This window comes from Micromonospora sp. D75 (assembly GCF_018070405.1).
GTDB classification, from domain to species: domain Bacteria; phylum Actinomycetota; class Actinomycetes; order Mycobacteriales; family Micromonosporaceae; genus Micromonospora; species Micromonospora chalcea.
Map to the genome: position 1 here is coordinate 1 of NZ_JAGPXV010000075.1, position 14,648 is coordinate 14,648.

Below are 14,648 nucleotides of genomic sequence, written 5' to 3' on the forward strand. Positions count from 1 at the left end.
TCAGCCTGCCGCTGCTCGGCCCGGTCGCGGCCGGCTCCTGGCCCACCTGGGCGTGGCTCGGCGCGTCGCTGGTCGGCATGACGCCGCTGCTGTTCCGGCCCGTCGTGGCGGCGGTGGCGGCGGCCGGCGTCCTCGCGGCGTCCGCGGCCGTCACCTGGTGGACCGATGGCCCGCTGACCACGGCGCTGCTGGTCACCGGCCTGGTGGGGGCCGGGATAGCCGCGCTCACCTGGGTCCAGGTCTGGTTCTGGGACCTGCTGGTCGAGGCCCGGCAGGGGCAGGCCGCCCAGGCCCGGCTGGCCGCCGCCGAGGAACGGCTGCGCTTCGCCCGGGACGTGCACGACCTGCTCGGCCACGACCTGACGGTGATCGCGCTGAAGGCCGAGCTGGCCGAGCGGCTGGCGCCGACCGACCCGGACCGGGCCGCCCGGGAGGCGGCGCAGGCGCGGCGGCTCGCCGCAACGGCGCTGACCCGGGTACGCGCGGCGGTGCACGGCTACCGCGCCGTCGACCTGGCCGAGCAGGCCGCCGCGGTGGGGGAGGTGCTGCGCTCCAGCGGCGTACGCACGACTGTGGTCCCGCCGTCCGGCGAGGTGCCCGGTCCGGTCGCCGCCGACCTGGCCGCGGTGCTGCGTGAGGCCGGGACGAACGTGCTGCGGCACAGCCGGGCCGGCTGGTGCCGGATCGAGATCACCCGGGAGGACACGGCGGTGACGCTGACCGTACGCAACGACGGCGTGCGTGACGGCGACGGCCCGGACCGGCTCAGCGGCGGCCTGCGCGGCCTGTCCGACCGGCTCGCCCCGGTCGGCGGCCGGGTCCGGGCGGACGCCGCCGACGGCGTGTTCAGCCTGGTCGCGACCGTGCCGGTGGCGCGATGATCCGGGTGCTGCTGGCCGACGACGAGGAGCTGATCCGGCTCGCCCTCGCCGCGCTGCTCGACCTGGAGCCGGACATCGAGGTGGTGGCGCACGCGGGCGACGGGCGCGCGGCCCTGGACGCGGCGCTTGCCCACCGGCCGGACGTCGCCGTGCTCGACCTGGAGATGCCGGCGCCCGGCGGGGTCGAGGTCGCCGCCGAGCTGACCCGGGCGCTGCCCGGCTGCGCCCCGGTGATCCTCACCGGACACGGCCGCCCCGCCCAGCTCCGGCCGGCGCTGGCCGCCGGAGTGCGCGGCTTCCTCGCCAAGGGCGCTCCCGGCGGCGCGCTGGCCGACGTGATCCGCCGCGTGCACTCCGGCGCCCGGTACGTCGATCCGGCGCTCGCGGCCGACGCGCTCACCCTGCCCGAGTGCCCGTTGACACCACGCGAGCTGGAGACGCTGCGCCTGGCTGAGCTGGGCACCCCGGTCGCGGTGATCGCCCGGCGTACCCACCTGGCCGCCGGGACGGTCCGCAACCACCTGAGCGCCTGCGTGCAGAAGCTCGGCGCCGCGAACCGGGCCGAAGCGGTACGGCTCGCCCGCGAGGCCGGCTGGCTCTGAGGTACGGGACGTCGTGGCACGCTGCCGGCGGCTAGCCTGATCACGTGCGGACGGTCGAACTGCTCTGCTCATCCGAACTGGAAGCGGCGGTTCGCGCTGCCTGGGACCGGCTCGCCGCCGCCGGGCTGCCCAGCCTGGCCCGCAACACGCACCCGACGAACCGGCCGCACCTGACGCTCGCCTCCGTCGAGGAGTTCCCGCCCGGCGCCGAGCAGCGACTGGCCGACCTCTGCGACGCGGCGCTGCCGCTGCCGGTGCGGCTGGACCGGGTGGCGGTGCTCGACGGCACCGCGCCGCTGGTGTGGCTGGTCCATCCGACGCCGCAGCTCGCAGCGTTGCACGGCGCGGTCTGGGACGTGCTCGCCGAGGCGTCCGGTGCGCGTTCGTGGCATCTGCCCGGTCGCTGGATTCCCCACCTGAGCCTGGCGTTGCGCTTCGGCGGCGCGGACCGGCGCCGGGCCCGGGCGGTCGCCGGAGCGGGCCGCCCGGCCGGGGCGTTCGTGGCGGCGCGCAGCTACGACGCCGACACCCGTACGGTCAGCGAGCTGACCGCCGCCTGCCCGCGTTCCGGCGGCTGACCGAGAGGTCATACCCGGCGCTGGTGGGCGTCGGTTCCGCTGACCGGGACCCCCGGCCTGGGCAGATCCGGGTACTCTTCGCCCCATGATCGACAGTGTTCGATTGGCGGTCGTCGGTGTGGGCAACAACACGTCGGCGTTGGTGCAGGGCATCGCCTTCTACCGCAACACCGGCAGCCTGGTAGGGCTCCACCGGCCAGAGATCGCGGGACTGGGCGTCAGCGACATCGACGTCGTCGCCGCTTTCGCCATGTCCGACCGAAAGGTGGGCAAGGATCTCCACGAGGCGATATTCATGCCGCCCAACAACTTCCCGCGCCTCGACACCGAACTTCCGCCCGCCGGCGTGACGGTGCGGCGTGGCCTGGTGGACTCGACGGAAGTCGAACGGGTGGCGCACGCGCTGGAAGGGGCGGAGGTGCTGCTCTACTCCGCTCCGAGCGGCCGGCCGGACACGGCTCGGGCTTACGCCGAGGCGGCTCTGACAGCGGGAGTCGCGTTCGTGAACACCACGTCGGATCCGGTGGCCAGGCACGAGTCACTACTGGCACGTTTCGAGGAAGCCCGTGTGCCGTTGCTCGGCGACGACCTGGCCAGCCAGTTCGGCACCTCCGTGCTGCACCACGCACTACTGCGGCTGATCGAGGAGCGCGGCCTCACCCTGGGCAGCTCCTACCAGGTCAATCTGGGCGGGACCGAAGACTTCCGCAACCTGGTCGAGAACCCGAACACCAAGAAGCAGTCCAAGCTGAACGCCCTGGGGTCGTCCGGCAAGGTCCAGATGGCGCCCCTCGCGTACATGCCGCACCTGCGATCCCACAAGATCGCCCACCTCAACATCGAAGCGCAGGGCTGGGCCGAGACGGCGGTGAGTGTGGAGGTGCGCCTGCAGGTGCATGACCCGAGTGGTGCTGCCGGCGTCAACATCGACCTGATTCGTCTGGCGGCCATCGCCCTGCGGTCGGGTCGTGGCGGCTACCCGGCCGAAGCGGCATCCCTCCTGAAGTCCCCACCCGGAACCGCGATCTGACCCCAACCCCCGGACCGTTCGGCGCGGCCCGAACCGTGCCCGTGTCAGCATGGGCCGATGACCACCGGTGCCGACGGACGCGGACTCGCCGGGTTCGCCGCGCTGCTCGCCGACCCCACCCGGGCCGGCTTCTGCCTGGCCCTGCTCGACGGCCGCGCCTGGACCGCCGGGGAGCTGGCCCGCGCCGCCGGGGTGGCCGCGTCCACCGCGAGCGGCCACCTCACCCGGCTGGTGGCGGGCGGTCTGGTGGTCGAGGAGCGGCAGGGCCGCCACCGGTACGTCCGCCTCGCCGACCCGGGCGTCGCCCAGCTCGTCGAGGACCTGGCCGCGCGGGCGCCCGCACCGGCGGCCCCGCCCCGCACGTTGCGCGCCGCGTCGGCCGGTGCCGCCCTGGCGTACGCGCGCACCTGCTACGACCACCTGGCCGGGCGGCTCGGCGTGCTGCTGCACGACGCCCTGCTCGACTGTGGCGTGCTCGACCGCACCGGCGGCCTCGCGCTGACCGAGGCCGGCATGAGCTGGCTGGACCGTCTCGGCGTACCCGTCGAACCACTGCGCGGCACCCGGCGGCCGCTCGTCCGCGACTGCCTGGACTGGACCGAACGGCGCCCGCACCTGGCCGGCGCGGTCGGGGCGGCGCTGTGCGGGCGCTTCCTCGACCTCGGCTGGACCGCGCGCGGCAACGGCCGGGCGGTACGGGTCACCCCGGCGGGGCGGGACGCGCTGGCCGAGGCGCTCGGGCTCGACCCGGTGCTGCTGGCCGCGCCCGCCACCCGCGACACCGGCCCGGCGCGCGCCTGACCCGCCCGTACCCCGCGGCACCGGTCCCGCCCGCGGCTGACCGCCCGGTGTGCCCGGCCGGATCGTTCGGTCCGGGCCGAACTGTCGGCGCCCTACGGTCGGGTGATGGATTCACCGACGATCACGGCTGCTCCGGGCACGCCGCCCTGCGGGCCGCCGACCTCGGACGACGGCGGCTGGGTGGTCACCCGGTACGCGGACGTCGTCTCCGTCCTGACCGATCCCCGCTGCGTGGTGCCGCCCGCCGAGGAGGCGCCGGAGGGTGGCCTGGCATGGCTGCGCGCCTCGGTGAGCCGGTTCAGCCCGCCGGCCCGGCATGCCGCGCGGCGAGCCGTCGGGGTGGCGGCGCTCGACACGCTCGACCCACGGGAACTGCGCGTGATCGCGGAACGGCTGACCGGGCGGATCCTCGACCGCGCCGCGAGCGCGGACAACGGCGGCGACCGGGTGGACGTGACCGGTGACCTGGCTCGGCGCGTACCCCTTGTGGTGCTGGCGGAGCGGCTCGGGCTGGCCGACCCGGCGGCGGCCGTCGCGGAGGTGACGGCGGTGGCCGCCGCCTACCACCCGGGCGCCGGCCCGGCGGCGGTGCGGCGGGCGGACCGGGCGGTGGCGGCGCTGCTGGCCATGTCGCCGCCCGCTCCGGCCGAGGTGACAGCGAACCGGCTCGGGCTGCTGGTGCAGGCCGCCGACGCCACCGCCGGGCTGATCGTGGCCGCCGTCCGGCACGGGCTCGACGCGCCGGACGGGCTCGAGACCGACGCGCTGCTCGCCGAGGTGCTGCGCCTCGACCCGCCGGTACGGGTCACCCGCCGGGTCGCCGCCGACCCGCTGACCCTGGACGGCCAGCCGGTGCGCGTGGGGGAGCGGCTGCTGCTGCGGTTCGACGCCGCCAACCGCGACCCGGCAGTCTTTCCGGAGCCGGACCGTTTCCGCGCCGGCCGGGCGAACGCCGCGCTGACGTTCGGCGCCGGCCCCCGCGGCTGCCCCGGGCAGCGGCACGCGCTCGCCCTGGCCGCCGGCGTGGTCGGCGTGCTGCGCCGCCGCTGCCGTCCCGCCGGCCCTACCCCTGACCTCCCGCCGACCCCACTCGAGGTGATCCTCCGATGACCGACCGGTACCGCGCATTCCGTGACCTGCACCGGCCCGGCGAACCGCTGCTCCTGCCGAACGCCTGGGACCACGCCTCCGCCGCGGCGCTCGCCGCCAGGGGCCATCAGGCGATCGGCACCACCAGCCTGGGCGTGGCGGCGGCCGCCGGCCGACCGGACGCCGTCAGGGCGACCCGCGCCGAGACGCTGGAGCTGGCGTACCGGCTGCGGGACCTGCCGACGCTGCTCACGGTGGACATCGAGGACGGCTTCCACGACGACCCGGCGGAGGTCGCCGGGTTCGTGGGCGAGCTGGCCGCGCTCGGGGTGGTCGGCGTGAACCTGGAGGACGGGCGCCCGGACGGGCGCCTGGCCCCGGCGGACCACGTCACCGCCGTGATCGGGGCGGTCCGCGCGGCGGTGCCGCGGATGGTCGTCAACGCCCGCACCGACGCCTGGTGGCTGGGCGTGCCGGCGCCGCTGGACGAGGCACGGCGGCGGGCGGCGGCGTTCCGGGCCGCCGGTGCCGACTGCCTGTTCGTGCCCGGCGCGCCGGACGACCTGGTCGGCCTGCTCGCCGCCGAGGCGGGGTTGCCGCTGAACGTGCTGTACCAGCCGGGCGGCCCGGACCTCGCAGCCCTCGGGCGGCTCGGCGTGGCCCGGGTCAGCACCGGATCGCTGCTGTTCCGGGCCGCGCTCGGTGCCGCGCTGCACCTGACCGAAGCGATCGGCGCCGGGCGCGACGCGGGCCTGCCGCCGCCGCCCGGGTACGAGGAGGTGCAGGCGCTGGTGCAGCCGTCCGCCACCTGATCGGGCACTTCGGGGGAGATGGGAGGAATCGCGCCTTCTCCGGTCTTTACGGTGTGCGCAGGCCCAATCACGCCGTGTCCCGACCGAGAGGGGACGGAGACCATGCGAGTGCCCAGCCGCAGCCCCGGTCGCCAGCCCGGTCCCGCCGCCGCACCCACCGCTCCCGCCCGCCGGGTGCCCGCAGCCGGCCGGCGCGGCGACGCCGTCCCGGACCTGTCCGCGTACCGGGCGGCGGTGGCGGACCTCCTGGTCGAGGTGGGCGCGCTCGCCGACGCGCCGTCGGCCACCGCCCGCCAGGTGCTGCTCGACCAGCGGCTGCGCGAACCCGCCATCGCCGCCGTCCTCGACGCCACCCCCCAGGGGCTGATCGGGGCCCGGGAGACGCTGCTGCTGGAGATGGCCCGCTACCAGCCAAACGCGCGCAGCTCGGCGCAGGACCTCACCGCGCTGGTGCGGATCTACCTGCTCTCCCGCGTCGACGTGCTCTGGTGGCGGGACGCCCCGACGTTCCTCACCGACGACCAGGTCCGCACCAGCGCCGAACTCGTCGACCTGGAGTGGCTGCGCCGGCGCGGGCTGATCGAGGTCCGCTATCAGGAGCAGCCCGCCACGGTCGTGGGCCGGGGCCTGCGCGCGGTGCGCCGCCGGTTGCTTCCGGCCGCCACCCCGCGTACCGCCGGTCTGCTGTTCCGCCGGGCCCGCCGCGAGATGATCGCGTTCCTCAACGACCTGGCCCGGGAGTTCGCGGCCGTCGCGCCGGACCGCACGCCGCCGCTCTGGGTGACCAGCCTGGCCCGCAGCGCCGAGCACCAGTACCGGCTGCGCCGCCTGGGGTACGCCGCGATGGTGCCCAGCGGACACTGCCTCGGCTGGGCCGCCGATGTCGAGCTGGAATGGTACGAGCGCTTCGGCGCCCGTTCGGCCCTCGCCGGGTTGCTCCTGGCCCGCCAGGACGCCGGCGAGGTGAACGTGGTCGACGAGGGACAGGCCTGGCACGTGTGTCTCGCCCCGGACGCCCGCCGCCGCTACCGGCGGGCGTACGAGGCCGAGATGGGGGTGTGACCCGGTGTGCGGCATCGCGCTGAGCATCGGCCCCGAGGCCGACCCGGCCACGTTCCGCCGGATGCTCACCGCGCTCGCGTCGCGCGGTGAGGTCACCGAGACCCGCCAGGAGAACGGCCTCCTGGCCGGCGTACGGCGGCTGAAGATCGTGGACCGGGAACGGTCCGTCCAGCCGTGGATGTCGCCGGACGAGCGGCACCTGCTCTGCTACAACGGCGAGATCTTCAACCACCACGAGCTGCGCGCCGAGCTGACCCGGCTCGGGCACGAGTTCCGCACCACCGGCGACACCGAGGTCGTGCTGACCGCGTTCCGCCAGTGGGGCGAGAACGCCGTGCGCCGGCTGCGCGGGGAGTACGCGTTCGTGATCGTCGAGCGGGACAGCGGGCGGGCGTACCTGGCCCGGGACCCGCTCGGGGTCAAGCCGCTGTACTGGTCCCGCCTGCCCGGCTGCCTGCACCTCGCCTCCGAGGTCAAGGCGCTCGTCGGGCACGGCGCGCCGATCGGCGAGGTGGCGCCCGGGCACCACGGCTGGGTCGAGCCCGGCGAACCGGTCCGGCCGCGCCCGCACGTCGACCTGCTCACCCTCGGCGACGGCCTGCCGGTGATCGACGACCCGGACGAGGCGGCCCTGCTGGTCCGCGTCGCGCTCACCGACGCGATGCGGGCCCGGCTGGACACCGACCTCACCGTCGGCGTGGTGCTCTCCGGCGGCCTGGACAGCTCGCTGGCGCTGCTGCACGCCCGCGAACTGCACCCGGACTGCGTGGCGGTCACCATCGGCGTGCCGGAGAGCCCCGACGTCGCGTACGCCCGGCGGCTCGCCGCCGACCTCGGCGTGCCGCACGAGGTGATCGAGCTGCGCCCCCGCGACATCCGGCTGGCCGACGTGCGCGAGGCGATCCGGGTCTCCGAGCTGACCGAGTACGGCGACATCATCAACGCTGTCGTCTCGGTGCCGATCTTCCGGCGGCTGCGCGAGCTGGGCGTACGGGTGGTGCTCACCGGCGACGGCTCCGACGAGCTGTTCGGCGGCTATCCGATGTACCACCAGGTCGGGCCGGAGCGGTCCCGCCGGCTGTTCCTGCACAAGATCCGCAACCTGTGCCGGACCGAGCTGCAACGGGTGGACCGGGCCAGCATGGCGCACGGGGTGGAGGCCCGGGTGCCGTTCCTCGACCTCAGCGTCGTCGAGCTGGCCATGCGGCTGCCGCTGGACCTCAAGCTGCGCGACGGGCAGGAGAAGTGGATCGTCCGGCAGGCCTTCGCCGACCTGCTGCCCGCCTACGTCCGGCAGCGGCCGAAGAACCCGATGTCGTACTCGTCGGGACTGCACGAGCGGGCCCGCCTCTACAAGCCGCTGTTCGCCCGGCTGCACCGCTCCTTCGGCTACGACCTGCTGGAACCGGTCCGCCGTGACTTCGACAGCGTGCTCACCCGCTGCGGCAACGACCTCGACCGGGCCATCGCCGAGGGCATGGCCCGGCCCGACTACACCGTGCTGGAACACGCCCGGGACCTGGTCGGCGCGGCCCGGTGGAACGCCGCGCCGATGGTCCGGCGGCTGGTCAACCCGCGCCGCACCCGAGGCGACGAGGCGCCCCTGCCCGGGTGAGCCCGCGTGGCCCCGGTAGGAGGCCGCCGGGTCAGCGCCGCAGGTCCACGTCGGCGGCCACGCCGGAGACCGGGTCCATGCAGTGCACCGTCGGGCCCGGACGCAGCCGGGCGTCCGAGGCGTACCGCCGGGCCAGCTCCCGCCCGGCGGCGGCGTCGCCGCGGTCGGCGGCCACCAGCAGCGCGGCGACCTCGTCGACGAGCGTGAGGTCGGCGCCGGTCAGGTCCTCGGTCATCGCCCCGAACCCGTCCCAGAGCAGCACCTCGTCCTTGTGCCGGTGGGCCAGCTCCAGCAGCACGTAGTCGTGGATGAACCAGTCGCCCCGGATCGGCAGCGACGGGTCCACGCCGTAGGTGTCCGGGTCGAGCCGGCCCGCCCGGTACGCCAGCCACACCCGGGCCGCCGACTCGAAGTGCCCGGCCTCCGGGTCGATGTCGTAGCCGTCGAACGGACGGTCGCCGGCCGGGTCCAGCTCGGGGTCGGACCAGACCCACCGCTCGCCGTCCCACCACTCGGCGAGCACATGGTCGTGATGCCAGCCGGGCACGAAGTAGCTCGCGAACCCGACCCGGCTGCGCGCCGGGACGCCGTGCTGGCGCAGCGCCGCGACGGTGAGCAGCGTGTGGTCCCGGCAGCACCCGGCGACCCGCTCGGCGGCCGGGCGCTCGGCGGTCAGCGGCAGCGGGAACCGCGACCGGTCGGCGTCGAGGATGCGGTCCAGCCAGCGCAGATTCACCTCGGCCCGGCGGACGTCCGGCAGCTCCACCCCGCCGGCCCGGTAGTGGATGATCACGTTGCGGGCGGTCGCCGCGACGGTGGCCAGGTCGGCCGGCACGGCGTCGAGCAGCGCCGCGTGGTGGCGGGGATCGCTGTACGGGGAGTGGGTCCGGTAGTCGTCGACGTCCATCCGGCCATTGTCGGCGCGGGACGCGGCCGACGGGTGCCCGCTCGGCGCGCAATCTGGCGGCACCCGGAATGCCAGGTCCGATCACCGCCAGCGCCGCGGTCCGGGCCGCGCCAGGCTGGGACCGTGACGACCACCCGTACCGCGTTCCGGATCCGCCCGCTGCCCGCGGGGACGCTCGCCGAGCTGCGCCGCACCGGCCGCGACGCCACCGGGCAGCCGCCCGAGCACCTGCACGCCACCGGCGGCGAGCCGCTGCGCTGCTGCCTGCGCGACGCCCGGCCAGACGAGACGCTGCTGCTGTTCGGGTACGCCCCGCCGCTGCCGCCGAGCCCGTACCGCGAGGTGGGACCGGTGTTCGCGCACGCCGCCGAATGCGCCGGCCCGCACGACGTGACGGCGTACCCGTCCCAGTGGCGCGGACGGGAGCAGGTGCTGCGCGCGTACGACAGCCGGGGTCGCATCGTGGGCGGACGGCGACACGACGGCGGCGACCCGGAGGCGGTGGTCGCGGAGCTGTTCGCCGACCCGGCGGTGGACCTGCTGCACAGCCGCAACGTCGTGTACGGCTGCTGGATGTTCGCCGTCGTGCGGAGTTGACCGGGTCCCGGATGGACATCGGCGGACGCCTCTTCTAGCGTCGCTGTCATGCGGAGGACCCTCATCGCCGGCGGGCTCGCGTTGCTCCTGCTCGGCACGGCCTGCGGGGAGAGCCGCCGGTCCGACCCGCCGGCCGCGGCCGGCTCGCCCACCGCCTCGCGGCAGGACCCCGGCCAGGTCGAACGGACGCTGGCCAGCCTCCGCAAGATCGACGATCTGCCGATGTACGAGATGACGTACGACGGCGACTACGACCCGACCGCCGGGCTGGCCGGGTCGACGCCGCCGAGCCCGTTCGGCTGCTCGTTGTTCGCCGCGCTCGGCGACCGGGAGCGGCCGGTGTTCGCCCGCAACTTCGACTGGGAGCCGAACCCCGCGCTGGTGCTGCGCACCGACCCGCCGGACGGGTACGCCTCGATCTCGCTGGTCGACATCTCCTACCTGGGGGTGGCCGCCGACCCGACGGGGGACCGGCGGCTGCTGGACGCGCCGCTGCTGCCGTTCGACGGCATGAACGAGCGGGGTCTCGCGGTCGGGCTGGCCGCCGACGACGGGGCGCGCGCCGAGCCGGTGCCCGGACTGCCGAAGGTGGGCTCGGTGCGCATCCTGCGCCTGGTGCTCGACTCGGCCGCGACCGTGGACGAGGCGGTCGCCGTGTTCAAGCGCTACAACCTGGACTTCGACGGCGGGCCGCCGCTGCACTACCTGCTGGCCGACGCGACCGGCACGTCGGCGGTGGTGGAGTTCGTCGACGGGAAGATGACAGTGGACCGGCGCAGCGGCCCGTGGCAGGCCCTGACGAACGTGCCGGCCGCCGGGGTGCCGGACCGGGAACTGCGCCAGGACCGCAGGTACGGGGTGCTGGCGAAGGAACTGGACCGCACCGGTGGGGTGGTCGACACGGCCGGGGCGCTGCGGCTGCTGAACGCGGTACGCCAGTCGCACACCCGCTGGTCGGTCACGTACGGGCTGCGCAGCGGCGAGGTGCGGGTGGTCACGGCCGGTGGCGGCACCCGTGACTACCGCCTGCCGATGAGCTGATCCGGGCCGGGTGGACCGCTCCGGCCGAGGTCGTCGGCGCTGATCACGAGGCAGCCCAGCAGGTCGGCGAGCACGGTCCGCTGCACCGGCGTCAGGGTGTTCACGAAGACGGCGGCGTCGACGCCGGCCTCCCGGCACGCCTCGGCGATCTCGCGGAGCCTGCCGTGCGTCAGCAGCGTCCGGCGGGAGAACGGCTGGGACATCCGGGTGGCTCCGCCGGGACGCGCGTGCCACCGGTCGGAGACGCCTCGGCGTTGCACGAACCGGCCCACCACCCGGGCGCCGCGTTGCTCGGCCACGGCGGCGAGCCGGTCGAGGCGGGCCTCGTAGTCCTTGTCCTTGGCCGGGAAGAGCCCGACGAGCACGACGTCGGCGCCGTCGAGCGGGTCGCTCACGTACCTCTTCACGCGGACAGGATCGCCCGCGGCGGCCGGTGCGGCCAGGGGTTTCCGGGCTGTCTCAACGCACCGGGCCCGGCGGCCCCCGCGAGGGGAGCGCCGGGCCCGGGACGGGTCAGCGGGTCACCAGCTCAGGTAGCCCGCCTGGGTCTGCACGTTCAGCTCGGGAACCAGCAGGAACTGCGCCAGCCAGGTACGCGGGTCACGCAGCTCCAGCACGTCCAGTCCCTTCTGGATGTCGCTCGAGTAGATGTGGCCGTTGTACCAGTACGCCGACCAGGACCCGCCGGTACGCAGCTGCGTGGCGTCCAGCGGACCGCGCTCCCAGTAGGCGATCTCGGTCGGCTTGCGGGAGTTGGTGAAGTCCCACACCGAGATGCCGCCCTGGTACCACGCCTGCACCATGATGTCGCGGCCGGGCACCGGGATCAGCGAGCCGTTGTGGGCCACGCAGTTCTCGGTGTCGGCGTTGACGCGCGGGATCTTGTAGTAGCTGCGGAATTCCAGCTTGCGGGCGTTGCCGCGGCCGGTGATGTCGTAGATGGCGTCCGCGCCACGGTTCGGGCCGACCACCTCGTTGCAGGTGGCCGCGCCGCCGCCGCCCAGCTCGTCGGTGAAGACGACCTTGGTGCCGGAGTTGTTGAACGTGGCCGAGTGCCAGAACGCGAAGTTCTCGGCGTCGGTCACCCGCTCGATCACCCGGGGCGCCTCACGGTCCTTGATGTCCAGCAGGATGCCGTCACCCATGCACGCGCCGGCGGCCAGGTCCTTCGCCGGGTACGCGGTGATGTCGTGGCAGCCGGTGGTGGCCGACGACTGACCGGGGATGCCCGGGTAGCCGCCGTCCGGGAACAGGTTCGGCGTGGCCACCACGGAGGCGGTGGTGGGGTTCTTCACCGGCACCTTGACGATGGAGATGGAGTCGTGCGGCGGCTGGCAGTCCGGGAAGTCGGCGCGCGGGCTGTACGACGAGACGTACAGGTAGACGTTGCGCTTGTCCTTGCCGGGCACGAGCGTGTGGGTGTGCGAGCCGCACGCCGTCTCGACCGACTTGATGTAGCGCGGGTTGCGCTTGTCGCGGATGTCGAAGATCTTGATGCCCTCCCAGGACTCCTTCACCGACGCCGGCTGGCTGGTGCTGGCGCAGGAGTCGTCGCTGCGGGAGGAGTCGGTGGACAGGAAGAGCAGGTCGCCGTGGACCGAGATGTCGTTCTGCGAGCCGGGGCAGAGCACCTGCGACACGATCGTCGGGCGGCTCGGCCGGAGGATGTCGTAGATGACGAACCCGTCGTAGTTGCCGACGAACGCGTACCGCCCCTGGAAGGCGATGTCGGTGCCGAGGGCTGCGGTGGTGTCGAACGGCGCCTGCTTCGGCAGGTTGGCCACCTGCCGCAGGTTGGGGCTGCTGGAGATCTCGTCGACACCGGGGACGGCGCTGTCCACGGTGGCCGGCGCGGCCTGGGCGCGGGGGATCTCCTGGGCGCTGCTCGGCGGCGCGGCGACCACGCCGGCGAGCAGCAGGCCGGCGGCGGCGAGGCTGATGATGCGGGTGCGGGACGTGCGGATGCTGATCACCGGCAACACCCTTCGAAAGGGGATGATGATTCGCCAAACCTTACCTATCGGAGACCGTCATCAATGTGACCTGGGTCACACTGGGGAACTTTTATCTATGTATAGGATCGCCTTCACCTTGACCGGAGGAGGCGTCGTATGACCAGCCGGCAGGCGCGCGTGTGGGTGGGCGTCACAGCGCTCGTCATGCTCGTGGTGATCGGCGGGCTGGCGCTCACCGGGCGCGACGACACCCGGCCCGAGGCCGCGGCGGGCAACGCCGTGACGGGCGCGCCGAGCCCGAGCGCCACCACCTCGGCGCCGCCGCTGCTGGTCCCCGGCCGCCCGGGGGAGTCGGCCGCCACCCGTGCGCCCGATCAGGTGCGGGCAGCGTCGACGCCCCGGTTCAACAGCCTCGACATCTGGTACGTCCGGATGATGATCCCGCACCACGAGCAGGCGCTGGAGATGGCGACGCTCGCCCCCGACCGGGCCGCCGACCCCCGCATCCGCGCCGTGGCCGAGCGGATCCGCGCCGCCCAGGGGCCGGAGGTCGGCCTGCTGCGTGCCTGGCTCAGCACCCGCGACCTGCCCGCCGACGTGCCGGGGCACGACCACGGCAGCATGCGCGGGATGCAGTCCGCCGAGGCGATGCGGCAGCTCGCCGACGCGAAGGGCGCGGCGTTCGACCGGATGTTCGTGCAGATGATGACCGATCACCACCAGGGCGCGATCGTGATGTCCACCGACCTGCTGAAGGTCGGCGCCGACCAGGCCATGCAGGAGTTCGCCACCGGCGTGGCCGTCGAGCAGTCCGCCGAGATCACCCGCATGCGCGCCCTCCTGCCCTCCTGACCCCCGCCTCCCGGCCTGCCCGCCCGTTCCGGACGATCATGAGGTTGGCGGCGACAAATCGGACGACGACGCCCGTCAACCTCATGATCACCGCAAGGTGGGGCGGCGGGGGAGAGGTGGGGAGAGCGGGCCTAGGCTGGGGAATCGTGGCTCGCCTCATCCTCGGCCGTCCGCTGCGCGGCATCGCCTTCGACACCGCCGTCTGCGGGCTGGTCGTGTTCTTCGCCGTCTCCGCGTACGTCGCCGGCCAGATCGGCGTACCCGCGTTCGCGGTCGGGCTGGCGGCGGCGGTGGCGGTGTTCTTCCGGCGTGCCCACCCGACGGCGGTCGCCGTCGCGGTGGCCGCGCTCGCGCTGGTCCAGGTGATCGCCGGCTGGGGTCCGCTCGCCTACGACATCGCCGTGCTGATCGCCCTCTACAGCGTGGTCAAGTACGCCGACCGGCTCCGCGACGGCATCGTGGCCGGGGTCGTCGCCGTGCTCGGCGGGGTGCTCGCCGCGCTCCAGACGCCCGGCGCCGGGCCCTGGTGGATGGGCGCGTTCTTCTACGCCCTGATCGTCGGCGCGGTCTGGCTGGCCGGGCTGAACCTGCGGACCCGCCGGCTCTACGTGCTCAGCCTGGAGGACCGGGCCGCGACGCTGGAACGGGAACGGGAGGCGCAGGCGCGGGCCGCGGTCGCCGAGGAGCGCACCCGGATCGCCCGCGAGCTGCACGACGTGGTCGCCCACAGCATGGCCGTGATGATCGTGCAGGCGGACGGGGTGCGGTTCACGCTCGACCGGGATCCGGCCACCGCCCGCGAGGCGGCCAAGGTGGTGGCGGACAC

16 protein-coding genes are annotated in these 14,648 nt (G+C 74.6%); 13 read left to right on the top strand and 3 right to left on the bottom strand.

Translation table 11 applies throughout. The features are described 5' to 3' along the window. From KBX39_RS07365 to KBX39_RS07405, 9 genes are all read left to right on the top strand, one after another. Positions 1 to 881 (top strand): sensor histidine kinase (locus KBX39_RS07365; RefSeq protein ID WP_210869718.1); only part of this gene is annotated, 881 nt, incomplete at its 5' end. Continuing rightward, entirely contained in the window at positions 878 to 1,483 is a 606-nt protein-coding gene (locus KBX39_RS07370; RefSeq protein ID WP_064445796.1) for a response regulator transcription factor, read from the top strand. The genes KBX39_RS07365 and KBX39_RS07370, both read left to right, overlap by 4 nt. Positions 1,484 to 1,527: 44 nt before the next feature. Further along, positions 1,528 to 2,061: a 2'-5' RNA ligase family protein gene (locus KBX39_RS07375; protein ID WP_210869720.1), complete on the top strand. Its 534-nt coding sequence runs from the start codon at positions 1,528 to 1,530 to the stop codon at positions 2,059 to 2,061. Positions 2,062 to 2,146: 85 nt separating this feature from the next. After that, a complete protein-coding gene (locus tag KBX39_RS07380; protein WP_043323695.1) occupies positions 2,147 to 3,091 on the top strand; it encodes an inositol-3-phosphate synthase in 945 nt (314 codons plus the stop codon). Between the two features lie 57 nt (positions 3,092 to 3,148). Next, positions 3,149 to 3,892: a helix-turn-helix transcriptional regulator gene (locus KBX39_RS07385; RefSeq protein ID WP_210869722.1), complete on the top strand. Its 744-nt coding sequence runs from the start codon at positions 3,149 to 3,151 to the stop codon at positions 3,890 to 3,892. Positions 3,893 to 3,997: 105 nt separating this feature from the next. Next, positions 3,998 to 5,002, top strand: coding sequence for a cytochrome P450 (locus KBX39_RS07390; protein WP_247659952.1), 1,005 nt, complete (start codon positions 3,998 to 4,000; stop codon positions 5,000 to 5,002). Beyond that, positions 4,999 to 5,793, top strand: a complete 795-nt coding sequence (locus KBX39_RS07395; RefSeq protein ID WP_210869723.1) for an isocitrate lyase/phosphoenolpyruvate mutase family protein — start codon at positions 4,999 to 5,001, stop codon at positions 5,791 to 5,793. The genes KBX39_RS07390 and KBX39_RS07395 overlap by 4 nt, the downstream gene beginning before the upstream one ends. Before the next feature lie 102 nt (positions 5,794 to 5,895). Continuing rightward, positions 5,896 to 6,855 (top strand): hypothetical protein, encoded by a 960-nt coding sequence (locus KBX39_RS07400; RefSeq protein ID WP_210869725.1) that lies wholly within the window; start codon positions 5,896 to 5,898, stop codon positions 6,853 to 6,855. Between the two features lie 4 nt (positions 6,856 to 6,859). Continuing rightward, positions 6,860 to 8,470, top strand: a complete 1,611-nt coding sequence (locus tag KBX39_RS07405; RefSeq protein WP_209962080.1) for an asparagine synthetase B — start codon at positions 6,860 to 6,862, stop codon at positions 8,468 to 8,470. Positions 8,471 to 8,501: 31 nt separating this feature from the next. On the opposite strand, the gene KBX39_RS07410 is transcribed toward KBX39_RS07405, so the two are convergent. Further along, on the bottom strand, positions 8,502 to 9,377 hold the full coding sequence (locus tag KBX39_RS07410) for a transglutaminase domain-containing protein (RefSeq protein WP_210869727.1): 876 nt from the start codon (positions 9,375 to 9,377) through the stop codon (positions 8,502 to 8,504). 123 nt (positions 9,378 to 9,500) lie between these two features. On the opposite strand from KBX39_RS07410, the gene KBX39_RS07415 reads away from it, so the two are divergent. Together KBX39_RS07415 and KBX39_RS07420 are read left to right on the top strand one after the other, a co-directional pair. Beyond that, a complete protein-coding gene (locus KBX39_RS07415; protein WP_166455891.1) occupies positions 9,501 to 9,974 on the top strand; it encodes a DUF1203 domain-containing protein in 474 nt (157 codons plus the stop codon). A 48-nt stretch (positions 9,975 to 10,022) separates the two neighbouring features. Continuing rightward, positions 10,023 to 11,015 (top strand): carcinine hydrolase/isopenicillin-N N-acyltransferase family protein, encoded by a 993-nt coding sequence (locus KBX39_RS07420; protein ID WP_043323703.1) that lies wholly within the window; start codon positions 10,023 to 10,025, stop codon positions 11,013 to 11,015. On the opposite strand, the gene KBX39_RS34000 is transcribed toward KBX39_RS07420, so the two are convergent. Together KBX39_RS34000 and KBX39_RS07430 are read right to left on the bottom strand one after the other, a co-directional pair. Beyond that, complete coding sequence (locus tag KBX39_RS34000; protein WP_198033267.1) at positions 10,994 to 11,422, bottom strand: hypothetical protein; 429 nt, start codon at positions 11,420 to 11,422, stop codon at positions 10,994 to 10,996. The genes KBX39_RS07420 and KBX39_RS34000 overlap by 22 nt on opposite strands. A 114-nt stretch (positions 11,423 to 11,536) precedes the next feature. Beyond that, positions 11,537 to 12,988, bottom strand: a complete 1,452-nt coding sequence (locus KBX39_RS07430) for an LVIVD repeat-containing protein (protein WP_043330087.1) — start codon at positions 12,986 to 12,988, stop codon at positions 11,537 to 11,539. Between the two features lie 138 nt (positions 12,989 to 13,126). Between KBX39_RS07430 and KBX39_RS07435 the strand changes: the two genes are divergently transcribed. Both KBX39_RS07435 and KBX39_RS07440 read left to right on the top strand, forming a co-directional pair. Further along, positions 13,127 to 13,822 carry a DUF305 domain-containing protein gene (locus tag KBX39_RS07435; protein WP_210869728.1) on the top strand — a complete coding sequence of 232 codons (696 nt, stop codon included), beginning with the start codon at positions 13,127 to 13,129 and terminating at the stop codon, positions 13,820 to 13,822. Positions 13,823 to 13,905: 83 nt separating this feature from the next. Continuing rightward, positions 13,906 to 14,648 (top strand): sensor histidine kinase (locus KBX39_RS07440; RefSeq protein ID WP_210869731.1); only part of this gene is annotated, 743 nt, incomplete at its 3' end.